Source organism: Levilactobacillus koreensis JCM 16448, assembly GCF_001435525.1.
Taxonomy (GTDB): domain Bacteria; phylum Bacillota; class Bacilli; order Lactobacillales; family Lactobacillaceae; genus Levilactobacillus; species Levilactobacillus koreensis.
Window position 1 is genome coordinate 21,557 of record NZ_AZDP01000123.1, and the last position, 18,837, is coordinate 40,393.

The following is an 18,837-nucleotide window of genomic DNA, read 5'->3' on the forward strand; positions in this document are numbered from 1 at the left end:
TGGATAAGATCGACGCCGTAGAGACGTTGATGCCCGCCATTTTACCCGCAACGCTTTGGCAGGAATCCGGCCGTTATGAGACGTACGGACCGAACTTGTTTAAGTTCAAGAACCGTCATGACAGTGACTTTATCTTAGGGCCAACCCACGAAGAAACGTATACCATGTTGATTCGCGATGCCATTAAGTCCTACAAGCGGTTACCACTGGTGATGTATCAAATTCAACCTAAGTATCGGGATGAAGATCGGCCACGGTATGGCTTGCTGCGGGGTCGTGAATTTATCATGAAGGACGCTTACTCCTTCTCCATTAACGATGAAGATCTCGATCACATCTACAATCAGATGGAGCAAGCGTATGAAAACATCTTTGACCGGGTTGGGTTGAACTACCGGGCCATCGTTGGGGATGGTGGTGCCATGGGTGGTAAGGATTCTAAGGAATTCTCCGCAATCGCGCCAGTTGGGGAAGACACTATCGTCTACTCCGATTCTTCCGACTACGCCGCCAATTTGGAAATGGCCAAGAGCCTCTTCATCAGTAAGAAGTCTCACGCCCAACCAGAGGAGCTGCAAAAGATTGCGACCCCTGGGGCCAAGACCATTGATGAAGTCGCTGACTTCTTAGACGTTAAGCCGTCTGCCTTGGTTAAGAGTATGTTGTATGTCGCCGATAAGGAACAACCAGTCATGGTCCTGGTTCGTGGTGACCACGAAGTCAACGAGACCAAGCTGAAAAATTACCTGGGTGCGGACTTCTTAGATCCCGCAACGCCAGAGGACGCGCAGAAGTATCTGAACGCTAGCTTTGGGTCATTGGGTCCAGTTGGCGTCGGGGAAGACGTTAAGATTTTGGCGGACCAATACGTCGGGGACATGGTTAACGTTGTCGTGGGGGCCGATGAGGATGGCTTCCATTACACTAACGCTAACGCTGGTCGTGATTTCCGGGTCGACGATTACGCTGACTTCCGGGATGTCCAACCAGGCGACCTGTCTCCAGACGGTTCCGGTGTGCTGAAGTTCACCAAGGGAATCGAAATCGGCCACATCTTCAAGCTAGGGACGCGGTATTCAGATGCCTTGAACGCCACCGTCCTTGATGAAGGCGGCCGGCAAAAGCCAGTTGTGATGGGAAGCTACGGTATCGGTGTCAGTCGGTTACTGTCCGCCATCGCTGAACAACAAGCCGATGAAAACGGTCTGGTTTGGCCGCGTAACATTGCGCCATTTGACATTCACTTGGTCCCAGTTAACCTGAAGAAGGAAGATCAAGCTAACCTGACGACCGAGCTGGAAGAACAGCTGACGGCTAAGGGTTACCGTGTTCTGACCGATGATCGGAAAGAACGGCCAGGCGTTAAGTTCGCTGATTCTGATCTCATGGGGATTCCCGTGCGGATCACAATTGGTAAGAAGGCCGGCGAAGGCATCGTTGAAATTAAGATTCGTAAGACTGGTGAAACGGTCGAAGTCATTAAAGACGAAGTTGCTAGCACTGTTGAGATCTTATTCAAAGACATCGACTAGTACACTTGAAAAGGCCAGCAAAAATGCTGGCTTTTTTCATTCTAAGCGGGAGATTGGGTAGCGCTTTGGTAAGTCTTCCTCACTGGCAGACAGATATGGACTGTAGCGGTGCGAACATGACGTGCTTGAATCCATATCTGCTGGCCTCTCGACTTGTAGTGTGTTCTCTGATAATCTCAGGGTAATCATACAAATCGTTATGGCTTGGGACCACGGAGTAGAATATCGGCCGTTTAATAGGTGTTATGGCAGAGGACAATCGGAGCCGGAGGAGGTCAGGGATGTAGCCAGCCATGAGAATATTGTTAGCTGGCCGCTGGCTAGCTAACAATATGGGCGACTTTGGAGACGCGTGGTCTTCGTGGCTTCAAATCGAGCGAGAAGACTGGTGTTCTTCCAGTCTGAAGCGTCCCCACAGCAGGCGGAATCTCTGGCAGCCGCAGTGCGGCCAATTTATACTAATTTTTATGTTAATCAAGATAACTTGTAAGCAAGTCAGTTGAAAGGAGTTCGCTCGTGGACGAAGATCGCCATGCTTTATTTGAAAAGCTCTTACAACAATTAGATTTAACCAGTGCGGCCGAGAAACCGTACTTTCAGACGGCCAAGATTGACCATTTGACGGTTCATGAACAATCACGACGGTGGCATTTTTATTTGAACGTGCCCAGCATTCTGCCGTTTACGGCCTTTGCGGAATTTCAAAATCACCTGCAAATGGCCTTTCGGGAGATTGCGACGGTGGAAAATACCTTTTTGATCGCCGAACCGGAGCTCACGAATCGCGCCTTAGGGGACTATTGGCAATGGGTCGTCAAGAACAGCGGGTTGACCAGTAACTTGATTCAGGAGCTGTGCCAATCCCAGGTGCCGGAACTAGATCCGGACGGGCGGGTCCTTTTATATGCGCAAAATGAGGTCGTCAAGGACTTCTTGAGCAATCAGGCGTTGGGGCCAATTGAGGATACCTACCGTAATGCTGGTTTTCCTAAGTTCAACATTCACGTCATGATCGATGAATCGAAGTCACAGGCTAAGATCGACGAGTTCAAGGCGCGTCAGGAAAAGACGGACGCCCAGCTCGCGCAACAAGCCGCAGCGGCCATCGAAAAGGCCAACCAGAAACGGCAGAGCCAGGGCGATACGCCGGCTGCCGAGGGACCAACGCAGATTGGGAAGACCATTAAGGGTGACCAACCGATCATGCGGATGGCAGACATTGTCCAAGAGGAGCGTTCTGTCATCGTTGAGGGCTACGTCTTTGACAAGGAAGTGCGGAAGTTACGGTCAGGGCGGCAACTGTTGACCATTAAGATCACCGACTACACGTCATCGATCGTGGTCAAGAAATTCTCCAGGGGCGCCGAAGATGAAGCTCAATTTGCCGGGGTTACCGAGGGAAGTTGGGTCAAGGTTCGCGGGAGCGTCCAAGAGGATAGCTTCATGCGTGATCTGGCATTGAACGCTTATGATATCAACGAAGTTAAGCATGCCAGTCGACAAGACACGGCGCCAGCCGACGAGAAACGGGTGGAACTACATCTACACACGACCATGAGTCAGATGGATGCGACTAACCCCATTGAAGATTACGTGAAGCAGGCTAAAAAATGGGGCATGCCCGCCTTGGCAATTACGGACCATGCCGATGTGCAAGGGTTCCCTGCGGCCTTTAATTCGTCCGCTAAGGCCGGTATTAAGATGCTCTACGGGGTTGAAGCCAACTTAGTGGATGATGGGGTGCCTATCGGGTATAACAGCGCACATGTCCCGTTAGACGGTGCCACGTACGTTGTCTTTGACGTGGAAACCACTGGGCTGTCTGCCATTTATGATAAAGTCATCGAACTCTCAGCCGTCAAGATGCAGCACAAGAACGTCATCGACCAGTTCGAAGAGTTTATCGATCCGGGGTTCCCACTGTCCGAGCAGACCACGAATCTGACCAGTATCACCGATGATATGGTTGCGGGGTCGAAGTCGGAAGAAGAGGTCTTCAAGCTCTTCCGGGAATTCTGTGGTGACGCGATAATCGTTGGACATAACGTCACGTTTGACGTGGGGTTCATGAATACCGGGTATCAACGGCACGGCATGGCTGAGATCAGTAATCCAATCATCGATACCTTAACGTTGGCACGGTTCCTGTACCCAACGTTGAAGAGTTACCGGTTGAATACCTTGGCCAAGCGGTTCCACGTGAGCTTGGAGCACCATCACCGGGCCGTTTATGATGCAGAGTCGACGGGACACCTGAACTATCTGTTCTTGAAGGATGCCGAAGACCGCTATGACATTCAGTACCATGACCAGTTGAACGATCACATGACTGATAATGACGCGTATAAGCATGCGCGACCAAACCATGCCATCCTCATTGCCAAGACGCAAGCGGGCTTGAAGAACATGTTCAAGTTGGTCTCAGCGTCCAACGTGGACTACTACTACCGGGTACCACGAGTGCCACGGAGCGTGCTCGACCACTACCGCGAGGGGATTATCGTCGGCTCTGCCTGTTCCTCAGGCGAAGTCTTCACGGCGATGATGCAAAAGGGGCAAGTGGAGGCGGCTGCTAAGGCCAAGTACTACGATTATCTCGAAGTACAACCCAAGGCGGCCTACCAGCCGCTGATCGATTCCGGATTGATCGCCGATGAAGCGAACTTGGAAGAGATCGTCGGCAACATGGTGAAACTCGGACATGACTTGAATAAGCCGGTCGTGGCTACTGGGGACGTGCACTATTTGAATCCTGAGGACTACATTTACCGGAAGATCCTGATTCATTCGCAAGGTGGGGCCAATCCACTGAACCGACAGGAACTACCGGACGTGCACTTCTTGACGACCAATGAAATGCTAGCGGACTTCTCCTATTTGGGTGAAGACGTGGCTAAGGAAATCGTTGTGACCAACACGCAGAAGATTGCGAACGATGTCGACGAGGTCCATCCGTTGAAGGACAAGCTGTATACGCCACGCATGGAGGGTGCCGAGGATGAAATTCGGCAACGGACCATGGATACGGCGCATGCTTGGTACGGTGATCCGTTACCAGAGCTGGTCCAACACCGAGTCGACCGGGAATTAAAGTCGATTATTGGGAACGGGTTCTCCGTGATTTATTTGATCGCCCAACGGCTAGTAGCCAAGTCCAACAAGGATGGGTACTTAGTTGGATCACGGGGGTCTGTCGGGTCCAGTGTTGTGGCGACGTTTACCGGAATCACCGAAGTTAACCCGTTGCCGCCGCATTACCGGTGTCCTAATTGTCAGTACTCGCACTTCTATACCAAAGGGGAATACAGTTCGGGATACGATTTACCCGAAAAGAACTGCCCGAAGTGTGGGACGCTGATGATTGGCGACGGGCACAACATTCCGTTCGAAACCTTCTTAGGGTTCAAAGGAAACAAGGTCCCCGATATTGATTTGAACTTCTCCGGGGACTACCAACCCATCGCGCATAACTATACCAAAGTCTTGTTCGGTGAGAAGAACGTTTACCGGGCCGGAACGATTGGAACGGTTGCTGACAAGACCGCCTATGGGTACGTGAAGGCGTACGAGCGCGATACGGAGCAGACTTTCCGTGGCGCCGAGATCGACCGCTTAGCCAAGGGCGCGACCGGTGTCAAACGGACGACGGGACAACATCCCGCGGGGATCATCGTTGTGCCGGATTACATGGAAATCTACGACTTCACGCCGATCCAGTATCCAGCCGATGATCAGACTGCCGCTTGGCAAACGACCCACTTTGATTTCCATTCGATCCATGATAATATTTTGAAAATTGATATTCTGGGACATGATGATCCCACGATGATCCGGACCCTGCAAGATTTGTCGGGGGTCGATCCGCAGACGATTCCAATGGATGACCCTGGTGTCATGGCGTTGTTCTCCGGGACGGATTCACTGGGTGTCACGCCGGAACAGATTCAGTCCAAGACCGGGACGTTAGGTGTGCCGGAATTTGGGACACGATTTGTGCGGGGGATGTTGGAAGAAACGCACCCGAAGAACTACTCGCAACTCCTTCAAATTTCTGGCCTATCCCACGGGACTGATGTGTGGTTGGGAAACGCCGAAGAGTTAATCAAGGCGGGAACCGCGACCATTGCCAACGTGATTGGGTGTCGGGATAACATCATGACCGACTTGATCAACTTCGGCCTCGATTCCGAAACGTCCTTCCAAGTCATGGAACACGTGCGGAAGGGTCGTGGGATTCCTGACGAATGGCAAGAGAAAATGAAGCAAACGGACTGCCCGGACTGGTACATTGATTCTTGTCTGAAGATCAAGTACATGTTCCCGCGGGCCCATGCGGCCGCCTACGTCTTGATGGCGTTGCGGGTGGCTTACTTCAAGGTCTATTTCCCAATCATTTACTACGCCGCTTACTTCTCTGTGCGGGCCGATGACTTTGACGTTGTGGCTATGTCACAAGGAAAGACGGCGGTGAAGGCCGCCATGAAGGCAATCAACGACCAGGGTATGGATGCGTCGACGAAGGACAAGAACCTGTTGACGGTGTTAGAGTTGGCCAACGAAATGCTCGAACGGGGCTTCAAGTTTAAGATGATCGACTTGAATCGTTCCGATGCTGCCGATTGGATCATTGATGGCGACACGTTGATTGCACCATTCCAAGCCGCACCTGGACTGGGATTGAACGTTGCTAAGCAAATCGTGGCCGCTAGAAATGACCGGCCGTTTATCTCGAAAGAGGACTTGGCTAAGCGGGGCAAGGTTTCCAAGACGATTATTGATTTCATGACGGAAAACGGTGTTCTGACTGGTTTGCCAGATGAAAACCAGTTGAGTCTGTTTGACGATATGATGTAATTAGTTATTCATTTGTCTTACCGGCCATTCGGCTTACATTGATTGTGGTCAAGAATTTGTATGGCTTATCGAAAAAGTTATGTCGTTACTAAAACTGCTGATGTTATCTGACTTCGTTGGATAGCATCGGCAGTTTTTTCGTTTTTGTTTAAGTACAACGTTTGTGAGGTCAGGACCATGGCCGATATTGAAGTCTAAGGCAGTCAGCCGATTCTGATGGTTTAGGAAAGATGCTGGAAAGAAATAGCTAATTCCTAGCAACCGGAGTGCGGACAGCCTTAACCAATCCAGCTTCAAAACCGACTTTCAGAAATCACGTGATTAACCGGATTAAAGAACTGTAACCGCTTACAAAAGAACCGATTCATGTTATAATAGCAGTGAGGAATGATAGAACCATTAATAAACTTTACCGAAAGCGGGTGTTCACCATGTTACGGCGATTTGTAGGCTTACCAGATGGGTGGATTTTTCTAGCAGGTTATTGTTTGATTGGTTTGGGATACATTATGTTCGGCACTCTGGCAACCGTGGTCGCGACCCCGTTTTTGGCGCTGGTTGTGGCCTACTTCCTAGCAGCGTTTGTCCTGACAGTTATCAAGGCCATCAGTTTACGTGAGATGGCCACGACGCGATTGAACTTTCTGGTGTTTGAGTTTATTACGGCAGCCGGATTCATTTTGCTTCTGTTGACGTGCGAATAGCAGGTGGTGCAATGGTTGCAATCGCCGGAGAACTGGTGTATTCTAGTGTTTGTAGTTAAACTCGTTTTTTAAATGAGTGAGCAGTCATTGCTCACTCTTTTTAATGGAAAAATGTAGGAGGCGGAATTCTTTGAGTACTGTCGTCGAGACCGTAACAGCCCTAGCCCAGCCAATTGTGGCGCAGCATCAGTTTGAGTTAGTTGACGTTGAATTTGTCAAGGAAGGTAAGAGCTGGTACCTGCGGCTCTACATTGATAAGCCTGGTGGCATCAACATTGAAGAATGTGCGATGGTCAGTGATGAGGTGTCCGAAAAAATGGACTCTCTTGATCCAGATCCCATTCCTCAAGCATACTTCTTAGAGGTATCTTCACCAGGAGCTGAGCGACCGTTAAAGAAGCCAGAAGATTTTGAACGGGCCGTGGGCGATTACATCCACGTTTCCCTGTATCAAAAAATCGGCCAGAGCAAAGTTTATGAAGGAACGTTATTGACGCTGACGGATGATAGCATGGATCTCAAGGTTAATTTGAAGGGTCGTATCAAGACCTTGACGATTCCTCGCGAGGCCATCGCGCAAGCCCGCTTAGCCATCAAGTTCTAACTAAATAAGGAGCGTAGCACACCATGAGTAAAGAATTATTGGGGGCCTTAGACGTCCTCGAAACGGAAAAGGGAATCGACAAGCAAATCGTGATCGATGCCCTAGAAGCCGCTTTAGTTTCAGCATACAAGCGAAACTACGACCAAGCCCAAAACGTTGAGGTCAACTTTGACCAGCGAAAGGGTGACATTCACGTTTTTGCTGTGAAGAAGGTCGTTGACCAAGTGTATGATTCACGCTTGGAAGTTAGCTTGGATGAAGCCCTGACCATCAACAAGGGGTACGAACTGGGCGATGACATTAAGTTTGAAGTGACGCCCAAGAACTTTGGTCGGATTGCTGCTCAAACAGCCAAACAAGTCATCTTGCAACGGGTTCGAGAAGCCGAACGGAACATCATTTACAACCAATACAGCCAGTACGAAAATGAAATCGTGACGGGCGAGGTTGAACGTCAGGATTCTCGTTTCGTCTACGTTAGCTTGGGTAAGGTCGAAGCCGTCATGGGTCGTCAGGATCAGATGCCTAACGAAACGTATCGGATCCACGACCGCATCAAGGTTTACGTGACCCGGGTTGAAAACGCCACGAAAGGCCCACAAGTCTTCGTTAGCCGGACACACGCTGATTTATTGAAGCGGTTGTTCGAACAGGAAGTTCCAGAAATTTACGACGGGACCGTGGAAATCATGGCGATCGCTCGTGAAGCTGGTGACCGGGCCAAGGTTGCTGTTCGTTCTAACAACCCCGACATCGATCCAGTCGGGACGAGTGTTGGTCCCCGTGGTCAACGGGTTCAAACCATCGTGAACGAACTTGGCGGTGAAAACATGGACATCGTTGAATGGACCGAAGACGAAGCGAAGTTTATCGCCAATGCGTTGAACCCCGCTGAAGTCTTAGACGTTATCTTTGATCCAAACAACGAGCGGGCCTGTGAAGTTGTCGTTCCTGACTATCAATTGTCCTTAGCGATTGGGAAACGGGGTCAAAACGCCCGTTTAGCCGCTAAGTTGACCGGTTATAAGATTGATATTAAATCAGAATCCGAAGCATCTGCTATAATGGAAGCTGATCAGGAAAATGGCGCGTCAACAGACGTTGCTCCTGATAGCGAAGCCGCTGTCGCCGACGATACTGAGACGGCCGATACAGAAACTCCAGTGACGCCAGCAACGGATGTCGATTCAGTGGCAACTGAGGAGACACCAGTAGCCGATGACGCACCTGAGACGGATGCCGCAGAACCAACGAGTGAAACTACCAGTGACGCTGACGACCAAACGGCCGAATAACGTCCACCTTAAGGAGGTTTGGGTCCATGAAACAACGGAAGATCCCCATGCGCAAGGACATTGTGACTGGGGAAATGGCGCCCAAGAAGCAATTGGTCCGCATTGTACGGAACCAAGAACAAGAGGTTAGTATCGATCCTACCGGCAAGCAATCTGGCCGTGGCGCTTACATCAGTTTAGATGTTGCCATTGCCAAGAAGGCTAAGCAGGAACGGACTTTCGACCATACCTTTGGCGTTAAAATCGATGATCAATTCTACGATGATCTCATCGCATACGTTGACCATCAGCAAGCACGGCGGGAATTATTTAATAATGACTAATTCTGAGCGCGCTTTACAATTATTGGGATTGGTACGGCGAGCAGGTAAGCTGGTCACCGGCGAATCCTTTGTCTTAGCTGCTGTTCGTGACGGTTCTGCAAAATTGGTTCTAATGGCTAGTGATACTGGCAAATCGAGCCAAAAGCAGTTCCGCGACAAGACGACGAGCTATGACGTCCCATTGAATGAATCGTTTACCAAGGACCAGTTGAGCACGGCCATCGGGTCGGCGCGCACGGTCATTGCCATTACTGATCCGGGATTCGTCCGGAAGTTACACCAACTATTAGAGTAGCCACCTGACGTTCTCGTGATCGGTAGAATATGAAGGAGAGTGAAGATATGGGGAAAAAGCGAATTTATGAACTCGCCAAAGAAATTAATGTCTCCAGTAAACAGATCATCGCGAAGGCCGAAGAAAAGGGCTTTCCGGTGAAAAACCATATGTCAACGCTCGGCGAGAACGAAGAACGTCAGTTACGGGCTGCTTTTCAACCAAAGCAGTCAGCCTCTAAGGCAACATCTTCGGCCAAACAACCCGTGAAAACACAGGCTGCTCGGCCGGCTAACCACAACAGCGGTACGGGGAATCAGACGACCCACAAGGCAACCTCTAATGGCAGCAATAATAACCATCAAGGGAAGCCAACCAACAGTCGGCAGCACAGTAACAACGGTAATAATGGTGCGGCCAATGGCAACCGAAATGCTAGTGGGAACAACAATCAACAACGCAACAACAATAAAAATAATGGCCAGACCGGCAGTCATCACAATGAGCAACACAATACCGGTACCGGCAGATTTGGTGGAAGCTTGAATAATAATACAAATAATAGTAATGGTCGGCGGAGTAGCAACAACGGCAATAGCAGCAACAGTCGCGGGGGCCGGAATAACCGGAACAATCGCAATAACCGTCGCCGAAATAATAATAACAACCGTTATAAGAAGAACCAACGGATTAAAGACACGAACCAACACAAGGGCGCTCCAGAACGTAAGAACAAGGCATTGCCAGATGTTTTAGTTTATACGGATGGCATGAACGCTCAAGACCTGGCAAAAATCTTACACCGGTCTTCAGCTGAAATCGTGAAGAAGCTCTTCATGTTAGGGGTCATGGTCAACCAGAACCAATCCTTGGATAAGGATACGATCGAAGTCTTAGCGGACGACTATGGTATCGAAGCCCGAGAAAAGGTTGAAGTCGACGTGACCGACATCGACAAGTTCTTTGATGCCGAAATGGCTAACAAGGAACACCAAGTAACGCGGGCACCAGTCGTTACCATCATGGGTCACGTTGACCATGGGAAAACGACGTTGTTGGACCACTTGCGTCATTCTCACATTACCGAGGGTGAAGCCGGTGGGATTACGCAAGCCATTGGGGCTTACCAAGTCCACTACAATGACAAGCTGATCACCTTCTTGGACACCCCAGGACATGCGGCCTTTACTGAAATGCGGGCCCGTGGTGCCGAGATCACCGATATCACTGTCTTGGTCGTTGCTGCCGATGATGGGGTCATGCCACAAACCATCGAAGCCATTCACCATGCGAAGGCTGCCGGGACACCAATTATCGTTGCGGTTAACAAGATCGATAAGCCGGGTGCTAACCCGAACCACGTCATGGAACAGTTGACGGAATATGAATTAATTCCTGAAGACTGGGGTGGCGACACCATCTTCGTTGAAATTTCTGCGAAGTTTGGGAAGAACATCGATGAATTGCTCGACATGATCTTACTTCAATCCGAAGTGCTCGAATTGAAGGCCAACCCAGAACAAAATGGGGCTGGTAGTGTGATCGAAGCCCGTTTGGACCAAGGTCAAGGTTCCGTTGCGACCTTACTAGTACAACAAGGGACTTTACACGTTGGGGACCCAATCGTGGTTGGGAATACCTTTGGTCGTGTTCGGACGATGGTCAACGAACGTGGTCGGCGGATCAAAGACGCCGTACCTTCTACGCCAGTTGAAATCACTGGACTAAACGACGTGCCAGAAGCCGGGGACCGGTTTGTCGTCTTCAACGACGAAAAGACGGCCCGGGCAGCTGGTGAAGAACGGGCCAAGGAAGCCTTGGTCAAGGAACGTGGGAACACCAGCCATGTAACGTTAGACAACCTCTTCGACTCCCTTAAGGAAGGCGAAATGAAGGAAGTTGACGTCATCATCAAGGCTGACGTTCAAGGTTCCGTTGAAGCCTTAGCTGGGAGTTTGAAGAAGATCGATGTTTCCGGTGTTCGGGTCAACATCATTCACTCTGCCGTTGGGGCCATCAATGAAAGTGACGTTACTCTGGCGGAAGCCTCAGACGCCATTATCATTGGGTTCAACGTTCGGCCAACCCCACAAGCCCGTGCACAAGCTGATGGCGACAAGGTCGACATTCGGTTGCACAACGTCATCTACAACGCCATCGATGAAATTGAGACGGCGATGAAGGGGATGCTGGAACCAACCTACGAAGAAGAAGTTATCGGTCAAATTGAAGTTAAGGATATTTTCCATGCTTCTAAGGTCGGTACGATCGTCGGTGGGATGGTTACCGAAGGCTACGTGACGTCAGATAGTGACGTTCGCTTGATTCGCGATGGCGTTGTCATCTACGAAGGTAAGCTGGGTAGTCTGAAGCGTTTCAAGGACGACGTCAAGCAAGTTAAGATGGGTTATGAATTAGGACTGACTATCGAGAACTACAACGACATCAAGGTAGACGACGTGATCGAAGCCTACGTGATGAAGGAAGTTCCCGTTAAATAAAGATTCGGAGGCAAAACGTCTATGGCACAATATCGAGTTGGCCGGTTGGAACAAGAAATCCAACGGGAAGTTACGGATATTTTACTAAAGCGTGTCCGCGATCCGCGGGTCGAGGGTGTCACCGTTACTGGTGTGGAAGTCACTGGTGACTTACAGCAGGCCACGATTTACTACAGTATTTTATCAGACAAGGCGTCTTCCGCTGAGAAGACCCAACAGGGGCTGAACAAGGCTACTGGTCTGATCCGTTCTGAATTGGGCTCACGCTTGAGCATCTATAAGACGCCAGAACTGACTTTCGAACAGGATTCGTCAGTTCGTTACGGTAGTCATATCGATGAACTCTTAAATGAACTTCACCACCGCGAGTAATTGTGGTGTGCAAAAAGGCATTGGTCGGTGATGATCAATGCCTTTTTGGTTGCCGCGATAGTTATGCGGGGTGAGAAGCTTAAACTTGGCAGCTTGCTCGCAGAAAGCCAGCCAGAGCTTGTCAAAGTAGCGATGAGACGGGAACTTGTGGTAAACTAAATGTTACGCCATGTGCGAGCACTCTTTTCGGTGGTCACACATGATCGAGATGGCGACTGGGTCTTGAGTCGTGATGCGTCCTGACGACCCAAGTCTAAATCTATAAAAAAGTGAAGAAGCGGAGGGCACCATCATGGACGGGATTATTCCCCTGTACAAGGAACGTGGCTTGACCAGTTTTGACTGTGTCGCTAAGTTACGTCATATTTTACACACGAAAAAGGTCGGTCATAGTGGGACGTTAGATCCTAGCGTAGATGGTGTTTTGCCAATCTGCATTGGCTCTGCGACAAAGGTGGTTCCGTATTTGATGGGCTCGGGGAAAATGTACCGGGGGACCGTCACATTGGGATTGGCAACGACCACCGAGGACCTCGATGGGGATGTCATCGACGAGCAACCGTTGGCGAAGGCGTTCACGCTGAATCAACTGACCGCCGCAACGGCTAAATTGACGGGGACGATTCAACAGACACCACCGATGTATTCGGCGGTTAAGGTGAAGGGCCGCAAGCTTTATGAGTATGCCAGAGCCGGAGAGACCGTGGAGCGGCCGACGCGGACAATTACCGTGGACCATTTTACGCTGGCAGATGCCGGAACTTTTGACACTGACGCTGGTACACAGACGGTAGCGTTTGAAGTGGCCTGCTCGAAAGGGACCTACGTGCGGACACTCGCTGTTGATTTGGGCCGGCAGTTGGGTGTTCCAGCCGTCATGGCTTCTTTGACGCGGCATAAGAGTGGCGGATTTACGTTGGACCAAACGGTGACCTTGGCACAGGTTGAAGCGGCAATGGCGGCCGATGACCTCAGCACCATTTTACGTCCCATCGATTACGCCTTACAGGATTACCCCCACGTGGCACTTTCTGACAAACTGTGGGGGTTGGTCAAAAATGGGGTCTTTCTAACGCCTGAAGAGATGGCTAGCACGGCACCGGTTGTCGCACTGACCTATCAGGGCCAAACGAAGTGCCTGTACCAGTGGGTGCCAGAAAAAAAGCAATATAAGCCACTAAAAATGTTTACGGTTAATTAATTCTCAGTAAAGGAAGTCCACCATGGAAGTTATACACATACATCATCCATTAGATTCACGTCAGATCCCTGATGAGCCGGTCGTCCTCGCCATGGGGTTCTTTGATGGCGTTCACCGTGGTCACCAAGCGGTCATTGAACGGGCAAAAACGATTGCTCAGGCCAAAGGCATCAAACTAGCTGTACTGACCTATGATCATCATCCAGCGCTAGTCTATCGACCTTTAGAGGCCGATGACCGTAAGTATTTGAGCACCACCGACCGTAAATTGCATCAACTGGACCGGTTAGGCGTTGACCGGGTCTTTCTGGTCAACTATACGGGCGAATTCGCTGCCCAGACGCCACAAGAGTTCGTTGATCACTATCTGGTTGGGTTTCACACGGCCGTGGCTGTGGCCGGATTTGACCACACGTACGGTAAAAAGGACGTGGCGACGATGGCACGCTTGCCCGAATACGCGCAGGGGCGTTTTGAAGTCGTTACGGTGGCAGAAGAGGCCAGTAATCACGAAAAAATCAGTTCCAGCCGCATTCGTGAAGTCATGAAGGCTGGTGATATTGACACAGCCAATCAGTTGTTGGGCTACACATATCGATCGAACGGTCTTGTCGTTCATGGTGAAGCGCGGGGACGAACGATCGGCTATCCCACGGCCAACGTGATGACGCCAGAAAACGAATGGATCCCCGGAATTGGCATCTACACGGCCCGGTTGAAGGTCGGGGCCATCTGGTATCCCGGAATGGTTTCCGTCGGCCGCAACGTGACCTTTGGCGATGACCGCCCAATTACGGTTGAGATGAACCTGCTCGACTTCCAAGGCAACCTGTATGGCGAGCCGGTCGAAGTGGAGTGGCACCACCGATTACGCGGTGAGGTCAAATTCGCTGGGGTTGATCCCTTGGTCGCCCAGCTAAAACAAGATGAAGCCGCTACCCGTGATTATTTCCAAGGCGTAGCTAATAAAATTTAAGAACGAACGAATGAAGTGATTGTCTTTGCGGCTGAACAGGTCGGAGAAGATGGTCACTTTTTTGATAGGCTAAGCCCGTGGAATTAACAACACGAGCTAGCGCAGAACGCATAATTCGCAGCGAGAACGCCTTAAAACAGATAGTCGGAGCACTTGATAAATTAGTAGCGGAATGACCATCAGTTGGGTAGAATGACATCCCTGAGCTTATAGGCCCCCAATTTTAGGTGGGGATGTCTGCGGATATCCTGGTTAGGAGGCTAGTTTGAAAATTCAAGTGTGCCTGGAACGTAATCTACGTTATGGAAAAAACAATCACAGCCGGAGTGCGGCCAGTTTAGTACTTCTTATTGGAAATAAGCCAAATTCAGCGTCAAACAAAACTTTTTTAGCACTTAATAGCCGAGATTGCTAAAAAGTCTACCAGATTTCTTGACTTCAAAACCGGGTTTTGATACATTATACATGTGTCTTAGCACTTGTGTTGTTTGAGTGCTAAAAAAGGGGTGATTGTGATGCTTTCAGAAAGACAAATGATGATTCTGCGAGCCGTTGTCCGCGACTTTACTAACACCGGGGTTCCGGTGGGGTCAAAGGCATTAGCCAAGCAGTTGCCCATCCACGTAAGCTCAGCGACAATTCGTAATGAAATGGCGGCGCTGGAGGAACAGGGGCTGATTAAAAAGACCCACTCGTCTTCTGGTCGGATTCCTTCGGTTGAAGGCTACCGGTATTACGTTGACCACTTAGTCAAGCCGGACCCATTGCGGCCCAACGACATGGACGTGATCCAGTCGTCATTAGGTGGGGATTTTCATAAGATTGACGAAATTATTTCGCAGTCCGCGACGATTCTTTCCAACCTGACGAGTTACACGGCGTTCACGTTGAAGCCGGAATTAAAAGATAGTCGCCTCAGCGGGTTTCGTTTAGTCCCATTAGGGAAACGGCAAGTGATGGCCATCCTAGTTACCGATAGTGGTGACGTGGAGAACCAGACGTTTGACGTCAACGAATCCGTCACCGGCGACCAGCTGGAAGCGGTCGTCCGCTTGATCAATGATCAATTGGTCGGCTTAACGTTGCCAGAAGTGGTGAAGAAGTTACAGGCGGATATTCCGATGAAGATCGCCAATTATCTCCAGAGTCCCCAGGGATTCCTGGATATCTTCGGTGATGTTTTGACGAGAGCGGCCCAGGAGCGCTTCTACGTTGGCGGGCGGCTCAACCTACTGAACTTCTCACAGGATAGCGATGTGGATTCACTGAAGTCGTTGTATTCGTTGATCGATAAGACCGATGACATTGCCAACGTCTTGGGCCGACCGGACGATAAGATTTCCGTTCAGATCGGTAACGAGATGACCAACGATGCGCTACGCAATTTCAGTTTGATTACCGCCACTTATGATGTGAACCAGCACGGCCGCGGCATGATCGCCATTCTCGGCCCAACGCGGATGCCATATTCGCGAATGTTGGGAATTGTCGGTGCGTTTCGTGAAGAGCTCGCGAAAAAACTACTGGATTACTACCGGTTTTACGACGAGTAAAGAAAGGGAGGTTTTATCGTGGCTGACAAGCAACAACCGTCCACTGATGACCAAACGGCGACTAAAGACGCCGCACAGCAATCCACTGGCAAAGCCAAGGATGTGCAAGCAAAAGACCAACCAAAGACTGACTCAAAGGCCGCTACCGAGGCTGATAAGCCAGTAGCAACGGCTGCCGAGGTCGCTGCATTGAAACAAAAGGCAAGTGACTTTGAAGATAAGTATCTTCGGGCCGAAGCCGAAGTGCAGAACATGCAGACCCGTTTCCAAAAGGAACAGGCCACGTTGATCAAGTACGATGGTCAACAGCTCGCTAAGGACGTGCTTCCAGTGATTGATAACTTGGAACGCGCCTTAGCGGTGGATGCAACGGATGACGCCGCTGCGCAATTACAGAAGGGTGTTCAGATGACCTATGATCATTTGGAAGATGCCCTGAAGCGTAACCACGTGACGGAAATCGCCGCCATCGGTCAGAAGTTTGACCCGACTCAGCATCAAGCCGTTCAATCGGTTCCTGTTGAGGACGGACAAACGGCCGACACAGTGGTCAAGGTGCTCCAAAAGGGTTACCTGTTGAAGGACCGCGTTTTACGGCCCGCAATGGTCGTCGTTGCACAATAAATTAATAAATAAACTATAAAAGAGGGAATTTTTGATGGCAAGTAACAAGATTATTGGGATTGACTTAGGGACGACTAACTCAGCCGTTGCCGTTCTTGAAGGTAGTACCCCGAAGATTATCGCGAACAAGGAAGGCGCCCGGACGACGCCATCCGTTGTTGCATTTAAAGACGGAGAAACTCAAGTTGGGGAAGTTGCCAAGCGGCAAGCTATCACTAACCCTAACACGATTTCATCCATCAAGAGTCACATGGGTGAAGCCGGCTACAAGGTTACCGTTGATGGCAAGGATTACTCCCCAGAACAAGTTTCTGCGATGATCTTACAACACTTGAAGGCCTTCGCTGAAGACTACATTGGGGACACGGTTGACAAGGCCGTTATCACGGTGCCAGCTTACTTCAACGATGCCCAACGGCAAGCCACCAAAGATGCCGGTAAGATCGCTGGTTTAAACGTTGAACGGATCATCAACGAACCAACGGCTGCTGCCTTAGCTTACGGCTTGGACAAGCAAGACAAAGATGAAAAAGTCATGGTTTACGACCTTGGTGGTGGGACCTTTGATGTTTCCGTCTTGGACTTAGGTGATGGTGTCTTTGACGTTCTGTCTACGAACGGGGATACCCATTTAGGTGGGGACGACTTTGACCAAAAGATCATGGACTGGTTAATTGCCGGCTTCAAGGAAGAAAATGGCGTTGACTTATCCAAGGATAAGATGGCCACCCAACGGTTAAAGGACGCTGCTGAAAAGGCTAAGAAGGACCTTTCTGGTGTGACTGAAGCGCAAATCAGCTTACCATTTATCTCAGCTGGTGCGAACGGCCCATTGCATTTGGAAAAGAGCTTAAGTCGTGCTAAGTTCAACGAATTGACCGCTGACTTAGTTGAAAAGACCCGAATCCCTGTTGAAAATGCGTTGAAGGATGCTGACTTACAAGCTAGCGATATCGACGTTGTTATCTTAAATGGTGGTTCAACGCGGATTCCAGCCGTTCAAGAAGCCGTTGAAAAGTGGACGGGTAAGGAATCTAACCACTCCATCAACCCTGACGAAGCTGTTGCTTTAGGTGCCGCCGTTCAAGGTGGGGTGATCACCGGTGACGTGAAGGACGTTGTTTTACTTGACGTTACGCCATTGTCCTTAGGGATTGAAACTATGGGTGGTGTCTTCACGAAGTTGATCGACAGAAACACGACGATTCCAACCAGCAAGTCACAAGTCTTCTCAACGGCCGCTGATAACCAACCAGCCGTTGATATCCACGTCTTACAAGGTGAACGGCCAATGGCTGCTGACAATAAGACGTTGGGTAACTTCCAACTGACTGACATTCCTGCTGCCCCTCGTGGTGTTCCTCAAATCCAAGTTACTTTCGATATCGATAAGAACGGGATCGTTAACGTTTCCGCTAAGGATATGGGAACGAACAAGGAACAAAAGATCACCATCAAGAGTTCCGACGGTCTTTCTGACGACGAAATCGAAAAGATGATGAAGGAAGCTAAGGAAAACGAAGCTGCCGACAAGAAGCGTAAGGAAGAAGTCGACACCAAGAACGAAGTCGACCAATTACTCTTCCAGACGGATAAGACGTTGAAAGACGTTAAGGGTAAGGTTTCCGATGACGAAATCAAGAAGGCTGAGGATGCCCGTGACGCCTTAAAGAAGGCCCAAGAAGCCAACAACCTTGACGACATGAAGACCAAGAAGGACGATTTGACGAAGATCATCCAGGACCTCTCCGTCAAGCTGTATCAACAAGCCCAACAAGCACAAGGTGCTAAGGGCGGTGCTGATGCGGGTGCTGCTGGCCAAGCTAGTGGCGACGCTAAGGGCGATGGTAAGGATGGCGACACCGTCGACGGTGACTTCCACGAAGTTCACGACGACGATAAGAAGTAATCCGTTCCATTGGCTTAAGAGAGTTCAGACAAGAAGTCAGAGTCCGTGGGGCTTTGGCTTTTTGTTTCGAGTATGCTATTCTTACTAGTAGCGAAAAATTTCGGAATGGATTGGG

Annotated in this window: 14 protein-coding genes; all 14 read left to right on the top strand. The window is 50.0% G+C overall.

All coding sequences use genetic code 11. From position 1 onward, the window contains the following. Positions 1-1,532: proline--tRNA ligase (locus tag FC99_RS12800; RefSeq protein ID WP_235805933.1), on the top strand; the 1,532-nt coding region annotated here is incomplete at its 5' end. Between the two features lie 516 nt (positions 1,533-2,048). Next, positions 2,049-6,386, top strand: coding sequence for a PolC-type DNA polymerase III (locus tag FC99_RS12810; RefSeq protein WP_048735918.1), 4,338 nt, complete (start codon positions 2,049-2,051; stop codon positions 6,384-6,386). Between the two features lie 431 nt (positions 6,387-6,817). Next, positions 6,818-7,090: a hypothetical protein gene (locus FC99_RS12815; RefSeq protein WP_048735919.1), complete on the top strand. Its 273-nt coding sequence runs from the start codon at positions 6,818-6,820 to the stop codon at positions 7,088-7,090. A 130-nt stretch (positions 7,091-7,220) separates the two neighbouring features. Then, entirely contained in the window at positions 7,221-7,694 is a 474-nt protein-coding gene (rimP, locus tag FC99_RS12820; RefSeq protein WP_048735920.1) for a ribosome maturation factor RimP, read from the top strand. Between the two features lie 23 nt (positions 7,695-7,717). After that, positions 7,718-8,989: a transcription termination factor NusA gene (gene nusA, locus FC99_RS12825; RefSeq protein ID WP_048735921.1), complete on the top strand. Its 1,272-nt coding sequence runs from the start codon at positions 7,718-7,720 to the stop codon at positions 8,987-8,989. Positions 8,990-9,015: 26 nt separating this feature from the next. After that, entirely contained in the window at positions 9,016-9,312 is a 297-nt protein-coding gene (gene rnpM, locus FC99_RS12830; protein ID WP_048735922.1) for an RNase P modulator RnpM, read from the top strand. Next, the gene (locus tag FC99_RS12835; RefSeq protein ID WP_048735923.1) at positions 9,305-9,607 is read left to right on the top strand and encodes a L7Ae/L30e/S12e/Gadd45 family ribosomal protein; all 303 of its coding nucleotides are present in this window, start codon (positions 9,305-9,307) and stop codon (positions 9,605-9,607) included. Before rnpM ends, FC99_RS12835 begins: the two co-directional genes overlap by 8 nt. Before the next feature lie 47 nt (positions 9,608-9,654). Further along, positions 9,655-12,087, top strand: a complete 2,433-nt coding sequence (infB, locus tag FC99_RS12840) for a translation initiation factor IF-2 (RefSeq protein ID WP_048735924.1) — start codon at positions 9,655-9,657, stop codon at positions 12,085-12,087. A 21-nt stretch (positions 12,088-12,108) separates the two neighbouring features. After that, a complete protein-coding gene (rbfA, locus tag FC99_RS12845; RefSeq protein ID WP_048735925.1) occupies positions 12,109-12,459 on the top strand; it encodes a 30S ribosome-binding factor RbfA in 351 nt (116 codons plus the stop codon). Positions 12,460-12,751: 292 nt separating this feature from the next. Beyond that, positions 12,752-13,660 (top strand): tRNA pseudouridine(55) synthase TruB, encoded by a 909-nt coding sequence (gene truB / locus FC99_RS12850; RefSeq protein WP_048735926.1) that lies wholly within the window; start codon positions 12,752-12,754, stop codon positions 13,658-13,660. A 22-nt stretch (positions 13,661-13,682) separates the two neighbouring features. Continuing rightward, a complete protein-coding gene (gene ribF / locus FC99_RS12855) occupies positions 13,683-14,636 on the top strand; it encodes a riboflavin biosynthesis protein RibF (RefSeq protein ID WP_048735927.1) in 954 nt (317 codons plus the stop codon). Positions 14,637-15,151: 515 nt separating this feature from the next. After that, positions 15,152-16,189, top strand: a complete 1,038-nt coding sequence (hrcA, locus tag FC99_RS12860; protein ID WP_048735928.1) for a heat-inducible transcriptional repressor HrcA — start codon at positions 15,152-15,154, stop codon at positions 16,187-16,189. Positions 16,190-16,207: 18 nt separating this feature from the next. Further along, a complete protein-coding gene (grpE, locus tag FC99_RS12865) occupies positions 16,208-16,813 on the top strand; it encodes a nucleotide exchange factor GrpE (protein WP_048735929.1) in 606 nt (201 codons plus the stop codon). 34 nt (positions 16,814-16,847) lie between these two features. Continuing rightward, entirely contained in the window at positions 16,848-18,722 is a 1,875-nt protein-coding gene (dnaK, locus tag FC99_RS12870) for a molecular chaperone DnaK (protein WP_048735930.1), read from the top strand. Positions 18,723-18,837 lie beyond the last annotated feature (115 nt).